Annotated in this window: 15 protein-coding genes; 4 read left to right on the top strand and 11 right to left on the bottom strand. The window is 47.0% G+C overall.

What is annotated here, in order from left to right; translation table 11 throughout:
* Window positions 1–8: 8 nt before the first annotated feature.
* The 6 genes from OQY15_RS02595 to OQY15_RS02620 all read right to left on the bottom strand — a co-directional run bounded on the left by OQY15_RS02595 (window position 9) and on the right by OQY15_RS02620 (window position 9,378).
* Window positions 9–1,820 carry a RagB/SusD family nutrient uptake outer membrane protein gene (locus OQY15_RS02595; RefSeq protein ID WP_265787367.1) on the bottom strand — a complete coding sequence of 604 codons (1,812 nt, stop codon included), beginning with the start codon at window positions 1,818–1,820 and terminating at the stop codon, window positions 9–11.
* A gap of 9 nt (window positions 1,821–1,829) precedes the next feature.
* Entirely contained in the window at window positions 1,830–5,150 is a 3,321-nt protein-coding gene (locus OQY15_RS02600; RefSeq protein ID WP_265787369.1) for a TonB-dependent receptor, read from the bottom strand.
* 319 nt (window positions 5,151–5,469) lie between these two features.
* Entirely contained in the window at window positions 5,470–6,690 is a 1,221-nt protein-coding gene (locus tag OQY15_RS02605) for a FecR family protein (protein ID WP_265788351.1), read from the bottom strand.
* A gap of 84 nt (window positions 6,691–6,774) precedes the next feature.
* Complete coding sequence (locus OQY15_RS02610) at window positions 6,775–7,374, bottom strand: RNA polymerase sigma-70 factor (protein WP_265787371.1); 600 nt, start codon at window positions 7,372–7,374, stop codon at window positions 6,775–6,777.
* Between the two features lie 80 nt (window positions 7,375–7,454).
* Window positions 7,455–8,357: a response regulator transcription factor gene (locus OQY15_RS02615; RefSeq protein WP_265787373.1), complete on the bottom strand. Its 903-nt coding sequence runs from the start codon at window positions 8,355–8,357 to the stop codon at window positions 7,455–7,457.
* Between the two features lie 16 nt (window positions 8,358–8,373).
* Window positions 8,374–9,378 (bottom strand): aldo/keto reductase, encoded by a 1,005-nt coding sequence (locus OQY15_RS02620; protein WP_265787376.1) that lies wholly within the window; start codon window positions 9,376–9,378, stop codon window positions 8,374–8,376.
* A gap of 117 nt (window positions 9,379–9,495) precedes the next feature.
* Here OQY15_RS02620 and OQY15_RS02625 point away from each other — a divergent pair, with 117 nt between their 5' ends.
* Complete coding sequence (locus OQY15_RS02625) at window positions 9,496–10,869, top strand: glycoside hydrolase family 28 protein (RefSeq protein ID WP_265787378.1); 1,374 nt, start codon at window positions 9,496–9,498, stop codon at window positions 10,867–10,869.
* Between the two features lie 8 nt (window positions 10,870–10,877).
* Here the strand turns inward: OQY15_RS02625 and OQY15_RS02630 are convergent, their stop codons facing one another.
* The 5 genes from OQY15_RS02630 to OQY15_RS02650 form a co-directional block, all read right to left on the bottom strand.
* Complete coding sequence (locus OQY15_RS02630; RefSeq protein WP_265787380.1) at window positions 10,878–11,480, bottom strand: TetR/AcrR family transcriptional regulator; 603 nt, start codon at window positions 11,478–11,480, stop codon at window positions 10,878–10,880.
* A gap of 62 nt (window positions 11,481–11,542) precedes the next feature.
* Window positions 11,543–12,982, bottom strand: a complete 1,440-nt coding sequence (locus tag OQY15_RS02635) for an efflux transporter outer membrane subunit (RefSeq protein ID WP_265787382.1) — start codon at window positions 12,980–12,982, stop codon at window positions 11,543–11,545.
* Window positions 12,975–16,127 (bottom strand): efflux RND transporter permease subunit, encoded by a 3,153-nt coding sequence (locus OQY15_RS02640; RefSeq protein WP_265787384.1) that lies wholly within the window; start codon window positions 16,125–16,127, stop codon window positions 12,975–12,977. Before OQY15_RS02640 ends, OQY15_RS02635 begins: the two co-directional genes overlap by 8 nt.
* A gap of 67 nt (window positions 16,128–16,194) precedes the next feature.
* Entirely contained in the window at window positions 16,195–17,313 is a 1,119-nt protein-coding gene (locus tag OQY15_RS02645; protein ID WP_265787386.1) for an efflux RND transporter periplasmic adaptor subunit, read from the bottom strand.
* A 107-nt stretch (window positions 17,314–17,420) separates the two neighbouring features.
* On the bottom strand, window positions 17,421–17,816 hold the full coding sequence (locus OQY15_RS02650; RefSeq protein WP_265787388.1) for a hypothetical protein: 396 nt from the start codon (window positions 17,814–17,816) through the stop codon (window positions 17,421–17,423).
* A gap of 195 nt (window positions 17,817–18,011) precedes the next feature.
* Between OQY15_RS02650 and OQY15_RS02655 the strand changes: the two genes are divergently transcribed.
* From OQY15_RS02655 to OQY15_RS02665, 3 genes are read left to right on the top strand one after another with little or no spacing between them, the layout of a single operon-like run.
* Complete coding sequence (locus OQY15_RS02655; protein WP_265787390.1) at window positions 18,012–18,980, top strand: aldehyde reductase; 969 nt, start codon at window positions 18,012–18,014, stop codon at window positions 18,978–18,980.
* 25 nt (window positions 18,981–19,005) lie between these two features.
* A complete protein-coding gene (locus OQY15_RS02660) occupies window positions 19,006–19,794 on the top strand; it encodes an AraC family transcriptional regulator (RefSeq protein ID WP_265787392.1) in 789 nt (262 codons plus the stop codon).
* A gap of 23 nt (window positions 19,795–19,817) precedes the next feature.
* Entirely contained in the window at window positions 19,818–20,651 is an 834-nt protein-coding gene (locus tag OQY15_RS02665) for an AraC family transcriptional regulator (RefSeq protein WP_265787395.1), read from the top strand.
* Window positions 20,652–20,704 lie beyond the last annotated feature (53 nt).

Consider the following 20,704-nt stretch of genomic DNA (forward strand, 5'->3'; position numbering starts at 1 on the left):
TCTATCGTTTACCATCCCGGATTTTGCACCATCAAATTATCTGAATTTACATCTTTTGAGGGAATTGGAAATAAATAATGTCGTTTATTGAAAACCCGTGTCTCAAAAGGTACCACCTTGTAAAAGTCGGGCAGCTCAGCGCCGATGTTTAAACCAAGGATTGGCCCGTTGTCTGTCTGCTCTGCAATCTTCCAGCGACGCGTATCAAAATAGCGGACATTTTCAAAACACAGTTCTACCCTGCGCTCTTTTCTGATCGCTGCACGCATAGCAGCCTGGTCGCCCGGCGCAGCAAGCGTCGCTGATCCATATTGTGGAATACCCGCTCTTTCCCTGATCATGTTCAGGTACCTCAGGATATCCGGATCGCCGGGAGTAGATTCATTGAGCGCCTCCACATAATCCAGGTATACATTAGCCAAGCGGTACAGGATCACAGGGCGGTTATTTTCATCCCATTTACCCAGTCCCATCGCTTTGCGCACCACATAACCGGTCGGACAATAATCACCACCCCCAGTCTTTTTACCCGAGTTACCGCTATTGTACAAACGCGTAGTGATCAGGCCATTGTTCACATTTAACCAGATGCTGTTATCATAAGTGATATTCACATAAAAGCGGGGCTCACGGTTTACCCATTGGTTATAGGTACTCCTGGCTTCCGGTGCACCAACCGGTTTGTAGTCGGTAAAACCCGCGTTTACATAACCTGATGTGGCATCATCAATACTTTTGCCATTAGACATAAAAAAGGCATCTACCTGTACCTGCGTAGCCCCCAGTGCACCTGAGGCGCGGGAGTCTGAATTGGAACCACTGTGGTACGGCGTCATTTCGTACTGACGCGGACCTACAGATGATCCCGGGCGTGCAAAGATCACCTCTGAGTTCCACTGCACGAGAAACACGTTGCGGCAGGACAGGTATGCCGCCAGCGCAGGATCTGCATTCGTCTCTTTATACAGGCTGTAGGTTCCGGCAAATTGGGTCAGGTATTCCCTGTAGGCATCACTCGCCCGCTTCCACTTACTGATATCCGCTGTACTACTCACCAGCTGTACACCATCCTTATTCCTGAGATTCGCCAGGTCGGCATTACCATTGTAAAGCGGACTGGCATTTAACAGTAGCGCCTGTGCCCTGAAAGCCATGGCTACACCTTTCGTAATACGTCCGTAATTGTTATCATTCACAGGTACCACCGGCAGATCCCCCGCCGCATTCTGCAACTCGGTGCTGATGTAATTGATACATTCCTCAAAAGTATTTCGCGGTAAGCGGAAGCTCTCTGCCGGTGCATCAGGCTCAATCACGGTTTCCCCCAGTAACACCACGGGTCCATATAAGCGAACCAGGTAAAAGTAATACATCGCCCGCAGCGCCCTGGCTTCAGCCTTGTACTGCGTAATGATTGCCGGGGTAATATCCTGGTTCACCTTATCAATATTAGCGATAAAGAAACTGGCGGAGCGGATTGACCGGTAGAAGTTGTTCCAGTAGCCACTCACAAAACCTGAGTTCGCATCCCAGCTGCCCAGGTTCATGCTGTTACTTTGCACAAAACTCCAGAGGTACTCCCCTTCATCAGCACCTCCGGTCCACATGCCCGCATTGGACTCCCCTGCAGGGTTGCGCTGACCAAATTCATCGGGGACACTGGCGTATACATTATTGAGAAACTTCTCTGCGGTAGCACGCGTAGTAAAGGTTTGGTCCAGCGTGAGCCTGTCATCAGGAATCTGATCCAGGAAGCCTTTTTTACAGGAGGTTGCCATGCTCAGGCAAAGTATTAAAGCAGCATAAATATATCTTTTCATAACTTCAGATTAAAATTTAACATTGAGTCCCAGTGAAAGCGTAGCGTTGATCGGATAACGGGAACCATCGGCGGTATTGTTGCTGTTGTTGGTATTCAGCTCCGGATCCCATAGTTTGAATCCGCTCCAGGTAAAGAGATTGGAGCCGATCAGGTAGATCGCCGTATTGCCTACATGCAGTTTTTTAGATAAGTCTTTGGGCAGGTTATAACTCAGCTGTGCCGACTTCAACCTGATGAAATCCACTTTTTTGATCCACCATGAACTGTTCTGTACATTGTTGAAGTTCTGATCCTGACCAAAAGCCAGACGCGGATAAAAAGCATCCTGACGCGGATTCTCCGGTGTCCAGCGGTCAGATATAATCGCATAGGCATTGCTCAGTCCGCCGTTACCGTTAAAAGGCTGGATGGCAGAGCCGCCGAGCGCAATATCAGCACCACTGATTCCCTGGAAGAAGGTGCTGAGTCCAAAACCCTTGTAGCCTACATTGATACCAAATCCGTAAACTTTATTTGGTACATCTCCCCTTCCGATTCTGGTCTGGTCGAACGAGTTGATGAGCCCATCCCCGTTCAGATCCGCATATTTGATATCCCCCGGTTTTACCAGCGCCTTTGATCCCGGAACCGGACTGGCGTCAATCTCGGCCTGACTCGTAAACAGACCCAATGCCTGATAGCCATATCTGGCGAGGATGTTATTTCCGCGATGGTTCATCCATGGATAGGGCTGCGGAGGCAGGTCGTCCTCAATCAATTTATCCCTGGTATAAGTAAAAGTTCCGTGGAAGCCCACATCTACCTGTCCGAGTTTGGCATTGTAATCTACTGTCAGATCTATACCACGGTTGTCCACTATCCCCAGGTTTCCATAAGGCTGCGACACCAGACCCACATAACCGGGGATCGACTGACGTTGCAGAAAGATACCCGTGCGCTTCTCTTTGAACAGGTCTACGATCACACTCAGGTTGTTGTTCAGCGTTTTGATCTCCATTCCCAAATCCTGCTTCCGTGATTCTGCCCAGCGGATATCCACGCCGTAATCACTCACCTGGATACCTCCCGGGTTATTGAAGTTCTTGCCCAGCTGGTATCCCGTGGCGCCGTCAGACACCAGCGTAAGATAGGCAAAGCGACGGCCGACAAGGCTGGAATTGGCAATTCTGCCGATACCGGTTTTTCCGTCAGAATACCTGAACTTTAAGAAGTTTATCACGTTGCTGAGTGGCTTAAAGAACTCCTCATTTGACGGTACCCAGCCAATACCGAAGGCCGGGAAAGTACCATACCTGTTCTGTGGCGCAAACAACTCCGCCCCGTTATAGCCGATATTCAGCTCCGCAAAGTACCTGTCATTATACGAGTATGTGGTACGTGCGGCAAGGCCGATCTGGCGAAATGGAATGGAAGAGGTAAAATCTCCTGCAAAAGGATAGGTCTGATCGATGGAATAGCCCAATGCCAGTCCGCTGACACGGTGTTTGCCAAAACTGCGGTCGTAATTCACTGCCGCTTCATTATAAAACTGGCGGTTTCCATCCCTTGAAGGATCGTATCCCAGATAGTTCTGCGTACTCGTAAAAGTCTGCTGCAGGTTCAGTGATCCGTCAGGTTTGTACGGCGAATTGGTACCCGGAACATTCACCGGGAAAAAGGTACTCTGACGTTTAGAGCGGTTCACATCATTGCTGTTTCTGGTATCAAAGGCCAGCATTGCCGTGGCAGTAAGTCCTTCGGTTATAAACTTCAGATCCTGTGTTACCCTCAGATTGGTATTGAGTAAACTCTCAAACTCCGTCCTGTAGCCCCTGGTGGTTAAATCCGCATAGGGATTCCTGAAACCACCATTTGAGGATTGTCCGGGAACAAATCCTCCCGGATACATGATCGGATAGGCTACCGGCGAAGCATCCAGGGCTGAGCGGAAGATATCGGCCGTGTTGATGGAGGGATAATTGCCCGTTGACACATAACCCTGGATTCCTAAATCCAGTTTTGTGGTCCCTGTTAACTTGAGGTTCAGGTTACTGGTAAAATTGTAACGTTTAAAGTTCAGGTCTGAATTGTATTGTGAAAGATCATCCGTTTTGAGATATCCTGTTTCGTTGTAATAGGCAAGAGAGACATAATACTGCGCATTATCGACACCGCCTGAGGCATTCAGGTTAGCCCTCCGGGTATGACTGTATTTATTGAACAAGGCATCTACCCAGTCTACATTCGGATACAACAGCGGGTCTGCCCCCGAAGCAGTTTTGCTGATATAGTCCTGCGTATAGGCTGCAGGCAGGCCCCGACCGGCACTGGCTTCATTGGCCAAGTTCATATAGGTGATTCCGTCAGTCAGCTCAGGGCGCTTGGTAAAGGTGGTCACCCCTTCATTGTAATCAAAAAGGATCTGAGGTTTCCCTACCTTACCGACTTTGGTTTTAACGATGATAACCCCGTTTGCCCCCCTGACACCGTATACTGCTGTACCGGAAGCATCTTTCAAGACTGTAAAGGATTCGATATCTTCCGGGTCGATGTTATCAATTGATCGTTCCACCCCATCTACCAGCACCAGCGGACTGCTTGAGTTACCGCCAAAAGTGGCGATACCACGGATAAAGATATCTGCCGTTGTCCTTCCCGGCTCCCCGCTGCGCTGTACGCCAACAACCCCTGCAAGTCTTCCAGCCAGGGACTGCGTGACACTCGCTACAGGTTGTTTAAGTTCCGTTCCGGTGATGGTCGACTGTGCGCCGACCAGCGATACTTTACGCTGCTGGCCAAATCCTACCACGGCAACCTCTTCCAGTGCATTGTCGTCTGGCCTGAGCTGCACAGCGATTGTCTTCTGCGTGCCCACGATGATCTCGCTGCTCTGGTAGCCCACATAAGTGATCACGAGAACCGAGCCCTGGGAAGGTACATTAATACTGAAACTTCCGTTGACATCTGTGGCAGCCACCAGCTGCGTTCCCTTGACGCGTATACTCGCACCAGGAATGGCTATGCCCTGTTCATCCTTTACGATACCACGCACCACAATTTGTGCGGACGCTATGGGAGAACCGATGTTTTTTGAAAGCAGAATCGTTTTATCAACGATATTAAAGTTAACATTCAGCCGCTCAAGACAGGAGTTCAAAGCCTCCTCGATTGTTGCATTTTTAAGGTTAACTGATATAATTTCTGTCGCCGGATCAAAATCATTGCTGAGAAATACATAGCCGGTCTGGCTTTTGATCATCTTCAGCACCACAGAAAGCGGCTGATTGCGCTGCCTGAGGTTTATTCTTTGTGCCACCACAGAGGCACTCGCCTGCACAAGGGCTATCATGAGAATGAAAGTTGTAAGTTTCAAGATCAATAGCAATTTAGGGCCTGTCTTTAGTTGAGACACACCGGGGTTAAAAGCATTTATTTTCATACTTTTGAATGGGTTTGGGTTAATGCAGAAAATTCAGATTTTTATTTCCGGTTCATAACCGGAAGGGGTTAGCTCAAATCTTTAGCCGGGCAATGGGTCCAAGCATTGTCCGGCCTTGTTTAAGTCCCTTGTAGGCTCAGCTACAACATCGTAGATGTTTTCTCATGTTCATACTGGGTTTAATGTTATTATTTGGTTATTTAATTGCGGGCTTTGGTCGATCCTGTCCTTACTGTTGTGTAATGACGATTTTCTTTCTTCCCTTTTGGTTCAATGGTGTTTCCAGCCTGAATTTAATCCTGGCCAGTCTCAATAAACTAAATGCTTTTGAGGCATCCATATTGCGGTAAACTTCACCGTTAAATTTGTTGCCTGGTGCTTTCCCCAGGTATTCTACATCCAGATCGTACCATCTCGAAAATTGGTTCATCACCGTGTGGATGTCCGCATCGTCAAATTTGAAAGTCCCGTTTTTCCAGGCTACGGCAGTACTGGTATCGGCTTTGCTCAGCCTGATCCGCTCATCTACGATCGCTTGTTCACCCGGCGCAAGCACTGCTGCAAAGGCTCCGGGGCGACTCACGCGTACGCTTCCTTCCAGCAATGTGGTAACGGCAGCTTTTTCTTCTTTATAGGTATTGATATTAAAATGTGTTCCCAGTACTTCCACCTGCTGACCCTCACTCTGCACCACGAATGGCAATAGCGCACCGGCACGGCTTATTTTGGAAACTTCAAAATAGGCTTCGCCGCTAAGCTCTACCCTGCGCTCTTTCAGGGCTACAAAGGATACAGGATATTTTAACGAAGAGGCGGCATTGAGCCAGACATGCGTTCCATCCGGCAGCAGCACCTCATATTGCCCACCGGCAGGTGTCGCAATCGTATGGTATTGGGGAAGTTCATTCTCCTGGCTGATCACTTCGTATACGATGCGTCCCTCAGCAGATTTTCTGATACGTACATTACCCTCTTCTGCAACTTTTCCATCTGCTGCATCCGTCAGGGATACTTTCCGCCCATCCGCAAGGATTAAAGTTGCCTTATTTCCCCCGGGTTTGATTTCGCCTTTGAACGTGGTATAACGTACCGGAGCTTCCTGCTGCAGGGTTCTCATGAAGTAAACAGCAGCAGATAACACCATCAGTACTACGGCAACACCAAGCATTTTTTTCCAGAGTGCGATGACAGGAACTGGTGCTGCGACTGATTCCTGAGCTGAGGAAGATTCAGGATTGTTGAATATCTGGTTGAGTATACCTGTTTTCTGGTCTGCATCAAGCCCTCTTGTAAATGTGGTCTCTTCCAGATAATTATCCATCAGTTGATGCAGGATATCCTGATGTTGAGGATCATTCACGATCTGCAGAAACTCATTTGTTTCCTCCGGAGTAGCTGAGCCACTCAGGTACAATGTAAACAATAGTTGTATTCTGGAATCTGTGATCATCAAGGTATTTCTCTTTAAACGCCTGACGCATGAAAAAGAAATCAGGGGTAACGGAATTGAAAAATAATTTCAATTATTTAACAACTACCTCTTGTTGAGCAAGATAAAAATCAGAACCGAAGCATTGATCTCCTGCAAATGTGCCCTGATGGATTGGAGTGCGAGTTTCATATGTTTGTGTACCGTGCCCCGGGAGATGTTCAGTTTCTCCGCAACCTCTTCATATTTAAGACCCTGTTCGTGGCACATTTCATAAACCAGCTTTCTCTGCGGGGGTAACACATTTACTGCTGTTTGCAGCATTTTGGCCGATTCACGATACAAGAGCCTGTGCTCGGAGTCGCTCGAGCCCGCGACATCCAGATCATGAACATCCTGATGACTGATCGCCTGGGCGGCGATTTTGCGCAGTACGCTATAGCTGTGGTTCCTGGCCATGCGGTTGATATAGGCACCGAAATTCTGGATGTTCTCTATCTCTGCCCTGTTCAGCCAGATTTTGATAAAAATATCCTGCACAATCTCTTCTGCATGAGATCTGGAACGTGTTAAGCGTAATGCGAAATCATAAACCAAAGTCTGGTACTGTTCAAACAGTTCAGTAAAAGCCAGCTGGTCGCCAGCAGCAACTTTATGCAGGGTTTCTCTCTCCAGCCAGTTATGATTTAATTGATCTGCGCACATGCGGGTTTATCGTTATAGTTATCCAAGATAACCAAAACATCCATTACGTTTGTCAGATACACACTAAAAATTAGAGGCTATCAAGCCTCAAGAAAAATCTGGCGGAATTTTAAGGGCGACATCTGTGTTTTTTTTCTGAATAATGTGCTGAAGGACTGTGCGTGCTCAAAACCGAGCGCAAAGGCGATTTCGCTCACTGTCAGGCTGGTTACGGACAGCTTCTCCTTGGCTTTCTCAATGAGTTTTTCGTGGATATGCTGCTGTGTATTCTGCCCGGTATGCACCCGCAGCAGATCACTCAGGTAATTGGGTGAAAGGTTCATCAGTCCGGCGATATGCTGCACGGTTAACAGACCATGCTGTGCCGCATCGTTGTTCTCAAAATACTGATCCACCAGCTGCTCAAACTTCGCCAGCAGCTCATAATTATTGTTTTTACGGGTAATAAACTGCCGCTCATAAAACCGGTTAGAGTAGTTGAGCAGCAGTTCTATCTGTGATAAAATGATCTCCTGTGTATGTTTATCAATCGGAGCGCATTCTTTGTCGATCTTCTTCATGATCGTAATCAGGTCATCCTCTTCTTCGGCAGAGAGGTGCAGCGCCTCATTTACGGCATAGGAGAAATACCCGTAATTACCGATGCCGGATGCCAGCGGATGCTTCAGCAGGAAATCCGGGTGGAAGATCAACAGGTAACCTGAACCACATTCCATGTTGTGGACATCCAGGTATTGTACCTGATTGGGAGCGGTAAAACTCAGAACGCCCTTATCATAATCGTAGTGCTGCTGACCATACCTGATCTTACCCGTTGCTTCTCTCTTCAGGGCAACACAGTAAAACCTGTTTACAAACCCTTTCCATACCTCGTCATCGAGGAAGATAGATTCCGAAAGGTTGATGACGCTGACCAGCGGATGTTTCGGGGAAGGTAGCGAGAGCAAACGGTGAAATTCAGATATAGATTTTATGGCGTTCATTGTTCTAATTTAAGCATTAATCGATCAATCCCATCCCAAACTCGTCATATGTTTTACCGGTATCCGTTCCAAGCGGTACGATGCTGTCGATTTTTGCCAGCTCATCTGCGCTGAGTTGAATGTCAGCGGCAGCCATATTCTGTTCCAGGTATTTCCTGCGTTTGGTACCGGGAATAGGCAATATGCCGCGACTGATGATCCAGGCCAGGGCCAGCTGTGAGGAGCTTACGTTCTTTTCTGCAGCCATGGCTTCGATTGCTTTTACGAGCTCAATGTTTTTATAGAAATGCTCTTCCTGGAAACGTGGAATGGCGCGGCGGAAATCATCTTCCGGCAGATCATCTATCGTCCGGATATTTCCTGATAAAAATCCGCGTCCCAGTGGTGAATAAGCCACAAAACCTATCCCCAGTTCATCGAGTGTCTGCAATACGCCCCTTTCCTCTACCGTACGCTCAAACAGGGAGTATTCACTTTGAACGGCGCTGATGGGATGTATTGCATGTGCTCTTTTCACTGTTTCCGAGGAAACTTCAGAAAGGCCGATATAGCCGACTTTTCCCTCTTTCACCAGCTCAGCCATGGCCTCAACCGTTTCTTCAATAGGGGTATTTTTATCGAGGCGGTGCATATAATACAGATCGATGTAATCAGTATTCAGGTTTTTCAAAGATCGTTCTACCGATTTTTTCACATATTCCTTTTTACCATTGATGGCCCAGGTAAGCTGGTTGTTGTCGTCGATCTCCCAGCCAAATTTTGTAGCGATGATGTATTGGTCGCGTTTTCCTGCAATGGCTTTGGCAATCAGCTTCTCATTTTCAAATGGCCCGTACAGATCGGCCGTATCCAGGAAATTGCCGCCCAGTTCAAGTGATCTGTGAATAGTGGCGATGGCTTCCTGTTCATCGGCTTTGCCGTACATGTTACCTTCCTGAAATCCAGTCATGCCCATGCAGCCTAAACCAATTTGCGGGACAATGAGCCCCTGACTTCCTAATTTTACTTTTGTGATTTCCATATTCGTGATTTGATAGTTCAAAGTTCGCGGCTTTGGAAAAGCCTGAAGTATGCAAAACCCCGAAGATTGTATGCAAAGCCCGGTTGGGTAAACCGATTTTTTAGCTATCTTTCGGCTATGACCAGATATAAAATCACCAACGTGTTTGCGGCCCTTGCCCTTGGATGCCTGATTGTTGCTTTTACACAAAGCACTAAAGTTATACAAGATGCCCTGGTGGTGAAGGCCCCTTTTGAGATGCCTGCGATACGGATCCCCAATTTCAGCCAGTGCGATACCTTCATCGTTACCTCCTTTGGCGCCAGAAAGGGCGATCAGCAGAGCACTACGGCAGCTATCGCCGCGGCGATCAAAAAAGCGAATGCCAGTGGTGGTGGTGTGGTGCTGATTCCTCCGGGGGAATGGCTCACAGGAAAGATTCATCTGAAAAGCAATGTAAACCTGCACCTTGCAAAGGGAGCGCAATTGTTATTTTCAGGAAACCCAGAGGATTATCTTCCTGCGGTATCTTCTACCTGGGAAGGCATGGAATGTATGAATTACTCACCGCTGATTTACGCTTATGACTGCAAAAACGTTGCTATATCCGGTCAGGGAGAGATCAAGGCAAAAATGGAAGTCTGGCAGAAATGGTTTGCGCGACCGAAAGCTCATATGGAAAGCATCAAGCGCCTGTATAACCTGGCCTGGGACCGCAAGCCTCTGAAACAAAGAAAGATGGTTAACGACACTGCACACCTGCGCCCGCAGTTTATTCAGTTTAACCGCTGTGAAAACGTGCTCATAGAAGGCATCACCATTACCAACAGCCCCTTCTGGACAATCCATCCCTACCTGTCAAAAAATGTAGTGATCAGAAAAGTGAATGTATATGCGCACGGGCATAACAATGATGGCGTAGACCCGGAAATGAGCCAGAACGTGCTGATTGAGAACTGTACCTTTGATCAGGGTGATGATGCGATCGCCATCAAATCGGGCAGAAATCCCGAAGGATGGATTTACAAGACTCCTTCAAAAAATGTGGTCATCCGCAACTGCGTAGTCAAAAACGGGCATCAGCTTGTGGCTATTGGTTCTGAACTGTCAGGGGGCATTGAAAATGTATTTGTGGATCAGTGTGAAGTGCTGCAGGGTGCCAAGCTGGATCACCTGATCTTTATCAAAACGAACGAGAGAATGGGGGGCTATGTAAAAAACATCTTTGCCAGCAATATCAAATCAGGGAAGATCGACTTGGGTATTCTGGGTATAGAAACGGATGTGTTATACCAATGGCGTACACTGGTACCTACCTATGAAAGGAAGCTGACGCCAATACAGGATATCTTTCTGGAAAATGTAAGTGCGGCGGATGTCAAATTTGTATCAAGGGTACTTGGACAAAATGAATTGCCGGTCAAAAATGTAAACCTCAGGGCCGTAACGGCAAGCAGTGTTGCGGGAGAAAGGTATATACAGGAGAACCTGCAGGGTTTTACGGTGAATTAGTTTTATACCTATACTTTTACCTGATCCAGCAGGTACCGCGCGGTCTTCATGATTTTGTCGAGGTTGCTCTGGCTGTTGGTCACCTTGGCGATCATCACACCTCCCTCAATGATCGCTATCAGCGACAGGGAAAACTGGGAGGGATCGAAGGTCTTTTTGAACTCTCCTTTTTCAATTCCGCCAAGATAGAGGTCCTGAACATGGAGTTTCCACTTGTTAATGGCTTTCGCGGCGCGCTCTTTTAAAAGGCTATTGGTATCATCGGCCTCAATGGCGGTATTTAAGATGGGGCAGCCTCCTTCCGGGAAACCATTCCGGGTAAAATGATCGTAGGCATGGATATAAGCGAGCAGTTTATCGTAATAATTTGCTGCCTGCTCCACCCTGCTCTGTACCAGCTGCATCACCTTTCTGTGGTTGAAATCAAAGACAGCGAGCGCTACTTCTTCCTTGTTGGCGAAGTTGCCATAGATGCTTCCCTTGGTGAGGCCCGTAGCTTCCGTCAGGTCTGACATTGATGTTCCGGCATAACCCTTTATGTTAAAGATCGCTGCAGAGGTTTCAATGATTCTTGCCCTGGTACGTTCGGATTTGCCCATCTTTTTTTCCATATTCCAAATATACCAAAAGGTATAAATAATTGGGGGCTAAAATATCCTAGCCCCCAATATGTTTAATTACTTTCGCCACCCATTGCCCTGAACAAATGAATCAAAGCAGTGTACGACTGACGTTTCAGGTTTACCTGCTCAATCTCTGCATTCAGTACACTCCCCTGCGCAACGATCACTTCCAGGTAATTCGCGTAACCTGCAAGATAGAGATCGTTGGCGGTAGAGAGTGCTTCACGCAACTCCTTTACTTCATCACTTTTAAGTTCGTATGCTGCATTGTAGTTTTTTATAGCCGTCATCTGTGTGGAGACCTCCTGAAAGCCCTGAACGATATGCTGGTGATAGTTGTAAAATGCCGTCATCTGGTTCGCAGTAGCTACCCTTGTTCCGTTTTTCAGCACCCCACGGTTAAAGATCGGCGCCGTTAAACCTGCCAGCACACCTGAGGCCAGAGAACCCGGAGAAAATAACAAGGGCAATTTAAAGGCATTGAAACCGGAATATGCATCCAGAGAAAGCGATGGCAGCAACGCCCGGCGTGCAGCCTGTACATCTGCATCTGCAGCTTTCAGCTCCAGTTCTGCCTCACGGATATCAGGACGTCTCAATAAGACCTCCGAAGGGATACCTGCGTAAACACTTGCCGGCAGCAGCTGCATAATTGCTGTAGAATCCCTGGTAATCTTTTCGGGATACCTCCCCAGCAGGCTGTTCAGTTCATTTTCTGTCCTCGTGATCGCCTGTCTGATCTCATATTGTTTTCCCTCTGTAGACAACTTTTGCGCTTTAAACTGCTTTACGGCCAGGGAGGTCGCGCGGCCACCTGTAAGCTGTGCCTCCACAATACCCAGACCCTTGTTCTGCAGCTTGATGTTGGCCTTCAGAATTTTCATCTGCCTGTCCAGCGCTACCAGTTCATAATACATCGCCGCCACCTGTGCTACCAGCTGTGTACGGTACCATTGCTGGCCCATATTGCTGGACAGGTAATGCAGATAGGCCGACTGCTTGCGCTTGGAGAGCTTTCCCCAGACATCAATTTCCCATGAGCTTCTGAAGCCCATAAAGAAATCTGCCGTAGGATCAGGAATCCGCTGTCTGCCATCGATATTCGGTGATAAATTGGTATCATAGTTACCCACACCGTTCATGGTGTATTTACCAAATTTATCTACGCCACCGCTGACATTCGCATTTAAGGAAGGCAGGAAACTCGCTTTTGCCAGTTTCACATTCGCTTCAGCAATCGTAATCCGCTGCAGACCCGCCTTCAGGTCGTAGTTATTTGCCAGAGCCGTATCAATTAAGGTACGGAGGTTGGTATCCGTAAACAAATGTTCCCAGTTTACTGCTGCAGCGCTGCGTTTCACCGTGTCTGCAAATGCTTGCGGGATGGGTGTGATGTCAGGTTTGCCCTGGGGCTCGATGGTTTTACATCCTGCAAATGCAGCAACAGTAAGCAAAACCAGATATAAATGTGTGCTTTTTATGTTATACATCAGCTTTTGGTTGTAGTTCAGTACTCTGTTTATTTTTCTTGCCCATAGCAGCGAATATTGCGTAGAGGCCAGGGATCAGAAATATCCCGAAGATGGTTCCGAAGAGCATACCTCCCACAGCGGCAGAGCCGATGGAACGGTTACCTACAGCACCCGCCCCCGTGGCAATACAGAGCGGGATCAGTCCGGCAATAAAGGCAAAGGAAGTCATCAGAATTGGCCTTAGCCTGGATACTGCACCCGCTTTCGCCGCTTCTGTCACACTCGCCCCTGCTTTGCGTTTAAACTCTGCAAACTCGATGATCAGGATGGCATTTTTTCCCAGCAATCCAATGAGCATCACCAGCGCCACCTGCGCATAGATGTTGTTTTCCAGCCCGGCTAGTTTAAGCGTGAAAAACGCACCTGCAATACCCGCAGGCAAAGATAAGAGTACCGGAAGCGGCAGCAGGAAACTTTCATACTGTGCAGCCAGAATCAGGTACACAAAGACCAGACAGATGATAAAGATGTACACAGCCTGGTTTCCCGACAGGATCTGTTCCCTGGTCATACCAGACCATTCTATACTAAAGCCTTTTGGCAGCTTCTCCTTCGCAATCCTTTCCACCGCGGTAATCGCGTCACTGTTACTGAAACCTTCGGCAGCATCCCCGTTGATCATGGCAGAAGTATACATGTTGTAGCGGTTGATCTGCTCCGGTCCGTATACCCTCGTGAGCGTCACAAAACTTGAGTACGGGATCATCTCTCCCTTATCATTTTTCACATACAACTGCAGCAAGTCTGTCGGTTTGCTGCGGTATTCCGGATAAGCCTGCAGCATGACCTTATACATTTGTCCGAAGCGGATAAAGTTCGTTGTGTAATAACTTCCGATCAGCGTTTGCAGTGTGCTCATCGCATTGTCTATAGTGATGCCTTTTTGCGCAGCCATATCCTGATCGATATTGATCATATACTGCGGAAAGTTGGGGTCAAAACTCGTAAATGCACCGGCAATGACATGATCTTTTCTGAGTGTCGACAAAAAGTCATCGGCTACACCAGCAGTTTTTGTGAGGTCCTCACTCTTATTTTTATCCAGAAGGCGCAGCTCAAAACCGCTTGAATTTCCAAAACCAGGAACCGTTGGCGGCGCGAAAAACTCAATCGAGGCATCACTGATACCCTTTGTCTTTTCCTTTAACTGGGCGATGAGTTCATTCACAGATTCCTCACGGTTCTCCCATTGCGTCAGATTGATCATTCCCATACCGTAAGAGGCACCGGAGATATCACTCATCAGACTGTAACCTGCCAGCGTACTGATATTCTCTACCGGCTTGAGCTGTTTGGCTATGGCCTCGATCTCGTCCAGCACTTTCTCCGCACGCTCTACAGTGGATCCCGGAGGCGTAGTTACATTGATATAGATCATACCCTGATCTTCCGAAGGGATAAAGCCCGAAGGCAGAAGTTTATTCACGCCCCAGGTAGCCAGACAGAAGAACAACAACATACAGAGCGTTACCGGCTTTTTACCGATCACATAGGTAACTATATTGCTGAACTTTCTTTCAGTTTTATCATATCCTTTGTTAAACATCCCAAAGAAGCGCGCGACAATTCCTTTTTTCTGCGTTGCATCATGTTCTGGCGCATGTTTAAGCATAATCGCACAGAGCGCCGGCGTTAATGTCAGCGCGTTTACGCCTGAGATCACAATGGAGATCGCCAGCGTCAGTGAAAACTGTCTGTAGAACACCCCTACCGGTCCGGATAAGAAGGCCACCGGCACAAACACAGCAGACATCACCAAGGTAATCGCAACGATGGCGCCACTGATTTCCTTCATGGCAGCTATCGTAGCTTCCATAGGCGGAAGGTGTTCCTCCGTCATCTTCACGTGCACCGCCTCCACCACCACAATGGCATTATCTACCACAATACCTATGGCCAGCACGAGTGCAAAAAGCGTCAGGATATTGATGGAGAAACCCAGCAGCTGCAGGAATGCCAGCGTACTGATTAAGGCTACCGGCACCGCAAGGGCGGGGATCAGCGTACTCCTGAAATCCTGAAGAAAAATAAATACCACAATGAAAACCAGGATGAAAGCCTCTACCAGCGTACGCAATACTTCATGAATACTGGCATCCAGGAATCTGGATACATCATAAGCGTAGTTGTATTCCATTCCCGGAGGGAAACTGCTTTCTTTCAACTGCGCCATCTTGGTCTTGATGTTGTTGATGACATCACTCGCATTTGACCCTGGTCTCTGCTTGATCATAATCGAAGCGGAAGGCCTGCCGTCTGTTTTGGAAACCATGTTATAACTTACTGTACCAAATTCTATATCGGCAATATCCTTCAGCCGGATCAGCGCACCACTCTTGTCGGCTTTTAATACCAGGTTTTCGTATTCCTCCTGACTATTAAATTTACCACCATACTTTAGTACATACTGCTTCACCTCAACCCCTTTGCCAGAGTTTTCACCGGCAACACCTGGTGCAGCCTCGATATTCTGCTTGCGCATCATATCAATCACCTCTTCTGCAGAGATCTGATAAGACAACATCCTGTCGGGCTTCAGCCATACGCGCATGGAGTAATCCCTTGAACCCATAATCTGCACAAAGCCTACACCATCGATACGTTTCAGCTCCTGCAACACATTGATATCAGCGAAGTTATAGATAAACTCTTCGTTCATGTCCTTGTCTGTACTGGTCACATTAAGATAGAGCAGCATACTGTTCACCTCTTTTTCCGTAGTTACCCCGGCTTTAATTACTTCTTCGGGGAGTTCATCCAGCACCGTGGTTACCCGGTTCTGCACATTCACCGCCGCCTGGTCCGGATCGGTACCTACAGCAAAGAAAACCTGGATCAGTGTAACTCCGTTGTTGCTACTTACGGAGTTCATATAGGTCATCCCCGGAACACCATTGATGGCCCTTTCCAGGGGTGTGGATACGGCCTTGGCGCAGACCTCGGCATTGGCACCGTTGTAGTTCGCGGTAACGACTACAGAAGGAGGAACAATGTCCGGAAACTGGGTAATGGGCAGCTGAAAGAGCGCCAGCACCCCCAGCAAAATCAATAATAGAGAAATCACCAGTGACAGCACTGGCCTTCTGATAAAGGTTTCAACCATTTTTTTTGAATAAGGCATAGCCCTGCCCCATCATGCGATGAAGCGGAACTATCAATTGAATATTGAATTATTTTTTTGCGATCAGATTCTTGTTTTTGGGATCAACAGGTTTGATTTCAGCGCCATCTTTGATGCTCTGCACACCTTCATAAACGATTTGGTCGCCCGCATTCAGTCCGGAGTCTACCACGTAATATTCCGCGATACGCAATTTGGGCACAAAGCTTTTCATCTTTACGCGGTTGTTCTTGCCCAGCAGAAATACGTAGTTTTTGTCCTGAATCTCGAAGACCGACTTCTGCGGTACAAGCAGGCTGTTATCCAGTCGCGATAACAACTGCACCTTGCCCGAAGCACCGTGTTTCAGGATGCCTTTGGGATTTTCAAAGATCGCTCTGAAGGCAATGGAGCCTGTATGGTCAGAGAAGGAACTCTCATGCGTCTGGATTTTACCCTTTAAAGAATATACCGTGCCGTCAGATAGTATCAGTGTGGTTTCCTTGTTCTGTGAAAAACGACCTTTTTCAGAGCGCGTAAACTGCAGGTATTCATTTTCAGAAATATCAAAATAGGCATACATCTGGTGGTTATCCGCAACAGTGGTCAGCAGTGCACCTTCACTTACCAGACTTCCAGTCTTAAAAGGCAGCCTGTCTATGACGCCATCAAATGGTGCCCGTACAGATACATAGGAAAGCTTCTGGTTGGCCTCATCTACCATCGCCAGTGCTTCACTTACTTTAGCCTTCGCCTCGGTCAGTCGCGCATTGCCCAGGGTGAGTTCGCTCACAGAAATCACTTTCTTCTGCACGAGTGTTTTGATCCTTTCCAGTTCCACCTCAGCGATTTCCAGTGAAGATCTGGCGCTTGCCAGGTTGGATTTTGATTTGCTGAGGGCAATCTGATATTCTTTATCGTTCATCTGGAACAGGAGCTGTCCCTTTTTTACCTGCTGACCTTCATCAACGAGGATTTTATCAATAAAGCCGTGTACGCGGGATCGGATTTCTACATTCTGGAGCGACTGTATATCTGCGACATAATTAAACGCAAGGGAGGTGTCTTTTTTTCCGAGTTTGATTACAGGGAAAGCGGAGACGTCGTTAGATTCTGTTTTGGTATTACCTGGAGAGCAGGACTGAAAAGCTGCTGCCAGAATTAGTATCACTAATAATTTCAATTTCATTATTCGGGGTTATCTTAGCTGTCATATATGCATATTTTGGGCGCAATACAATATTCTGCTATCAATAAATAGCAGGCATATCATAAAACTATCTGTTTGCATAAAAGCTAGAAAACGCTGAGCCTGAATAAGAAAGCGTGTTGCTGGGTAACAAAAAATGGTGTTTCGTAATGTGTTCTTAAGAAACGTTCCGTGTAGGAGGCGTACTGAATGGTTTTAGCATAAATTTCATGATCATCAGTCCCGTCAATCAGCCTGCGGTACTTCTTCCTGTTCTTGATCCACTTATTGTCGACCGTCGTTTTGGTATCATCCAGACCTCCTTTAAACAAGCTCTGCGCTCTGTTGTAATTGAGTCTGATGACATTGGGAACCACGATTTCATTCTGTGGCAGGTGATCTTCAAAACCAGATTCCATATGCAAAAAAGCACCCGAAAGAACCATGAGCAAAATGCTCAGGAAAAAGAGGCTTTTAGTTGTTATGGATCTTTGAAATTTCATAAACCAGTACTGGTAAAGCGCTAAGATAGGCCATAATGACCGAAAAAATGCGGATTACGTGTAACAGAACTGTAACGCAATTTATTTCTTGTTTAACTTCATGCCTGAAATGGACGTTTGAACAAAGAAAAATTGGACGTTTGAACAACCCGCTCCTGCGAGTTTCAGTGGATATTTGTCTCAGGAAATTGACATATGGAAAATTTAGCAAAACAAGAAACAGTATTGGTTACTGGCGGTACAGGCTTCATTGCGCTGTACTGTATTCAACAACTTTTACAACAAGGTTATACCGTAAAAACTACACTGCGGTCATTAAGCAGAAAAGATGAAGTAATTGGCTTGCTGCAGGAAGCAGGTATCAGTTCTGGAGAAAAACTATCTTTTGTGGAGGCCGACCTGACAAAGGACAATCACTGGGATGAGGCTGTGCAAGGTTGTACATACGTGCTGCATGTAGCTTCCCCCTTCCCTGCCGCAGATCCCAAAGATGCAGAGGAACTGATTGTGCCTGCCCGCGACGGAGCGCTCAGGGTCTTAAAGGCGGCACGTGAGGCCGGAGTGAAACGGGTAGTGCTTACCTCCTCTTTTGCAGCCATAGGTTACAGCAGGGATCCCAAAGACCACATATTCACAGAAGAGGACTGGACAGATCCTAACCTGACGGATAACGCTTATGTGAAATCCAAGTCGATCGCAGAAAAAGCTGCCTGGGATTTTATCGCTGAACAAGGTGGCGGACTGGAATTAACGGTGATCAATCCTGTCGGGGTTTTCGGTCCGGCGCTGGGGAAAGATCATTCTACTTCCATCGGAATGATTCAGGCGATCTTATCCGGACAACTGAAAGAAACGCCTGGTTTTACCTTTGGTATCGTAGATGTTCGTGATGTAGCGGCAATCCACCTGAAGGCCATGACGGCAACAAATGCCGCTGGCGAGAGGTTCCTGGCCACTTCCACGGGTGTAATGAGTATTTACGATGTGGCGGAACTGATCAGGAAGGAAAGACCTGAGCTGGCGGAGAATATCGCAGCGCTGAAGCCCTTAGATGCTTCGAGTTATATAGAGATGTCTAATCAAAAGGCAAAGGATTTCTTTGAATGGGAGTTCAGGAGTAACAAGGAAGCAATTCTGGCAAGTGCGGATAGTTTGACAGAATGAGTATTTTTGTAAGAGAAACGAGATCATGCAGATACAAGGTATTCAATCCTGCCACTTAGGCCCTGGTATATCTCCGGAACAAATTGTTCCGGAGCATTTTTTTCTTTATATCCTGCAGGGAACAATGCAGGTTTACAATGCGGAGAAACACCATGAACTTGTTCCGGGCGACTCCTGTATTGCGCGTAAAAATCACTTGTTGCGATACAACAAGCAGCAACTGAATGGTGATTTCAAAAAAATCGTAATCGTACTGGATGAAGCTTTTTTAAGGAGCTTTTTAGCAAAACACGCTATTGCGATTGGTGTTGCGGCGCATGATGATGCGATCGTGATGCTGCACACTGACCCGCGTCTCGAAAATTACATCCATTCCCTGGCCCCTTACTACAAGGGTGAAGCAGAAATTGAAAGCAGCTTTGCAGATATTAAACGCGAGGAGCTGCTGCTGATCCTGTTGCAGAAAGATCCTGTACTTGCTGCAGTGTTCTTTAACTTCGGAGCGCCGGAAAAGATAGACATCGAAGAGTTCATGTCGCGCAATTACCGGTTTAACATTCCGCTGGAGCGTTTTGCCTTCTTAACAGGGCGAAGTTTATCGGCCTTTAAAAGGGATTTCAGAACAGCCTTCAATGAAACGCCTGCCCGCTGGTTAACGAGAAAGCGTCTGGAAGAAGCTTATTTCCTCATCCACACCCAAAGCCAGAAACCCAGAGATATCTATCTGGATCTTGGCTTTGAAGATCTGTCACATTTCTCCTTTGCATTTAAGAAGCAGTTTGGGCAATCGCCCTCAGCATTGCTTCGGTCTTAGGAGAAATGGAGATACTGCTTTAGTTGAATAAACTTATCTTTGGCGTTTATACAATGGCGGATCCTACACTCATCAGCATGAATAATTTGCTTTACTCCTGTTCTGCACGGAAGGAGTATGTGAGCCAGCAGTTTATTGGAGAAAATATACTGTGTTATATCATAGCTGGTGAATTGAGCGTTCAAACGCAGAAGGGTTTACAGATACTTCCAGCAGGGAATCTTGGCTTGTTTCGCCGTCAGCAGCTGATCAAATCTGTTCAGGTACCTCCTACGGGTGGGGACTTTCAATCCATCAGTATTATACTGGACCAGGCATTTCTATCTCAGTACGCTGAAAAAGCGCAGATAGCGCGTCAGCAAAGGTATTTGGGTGATCCACTTCGGATAATGCCTTCCGATGAGTTGTTAACGGGTTATTTTGAATCAATTCTTTCCTACTTTAAACTCAATAAACCACTGATACCGGCAATTGCCAATCTGAAAACACAGGAAGCCGTAGCGCTTTTACTGAATCTGGAGCCAGAATTGGAAAAGGTTCTGTTTGATTTTTCAGAGCCCGAGAAGATAGATCTGGAAGAATTTATGAAACAGAACTTTATCTACAATGTGCGTTCAGCGGATTTTGCAAAGCTTACAGGACGCAGCCTGGCTACCTTTAAACGGGATTTCGAAAAGATTTTTAAGGCAACGCCCAGCCAGTGGCTGCTAGATAAGCGACTCAGGGAAGCGCATTACCTGATTAAGCAAAAAGGAAAGAAGCCTCTGGATGTGTATTTAAATGTTGGTTTTGAGAACCTCTCTCATTTTTCTTTTGCTTTTAAAAAGGCTTTTGGCAAGGCACCTTCCAGGATTTAGTTTATCTCTTATCACTGGCCAGTAATAGTCATATCCTTTTACCGACGAAAGTA

It is taken from the genome of Pedobacter sp. MC2016-15 (assembly GCF_026239695.1).
Lineage (GTDB): Bacteria > Bacteroidota > Bacteroidia > Sphingobacteriales > Sphingobacteriaceae > Pedobacter.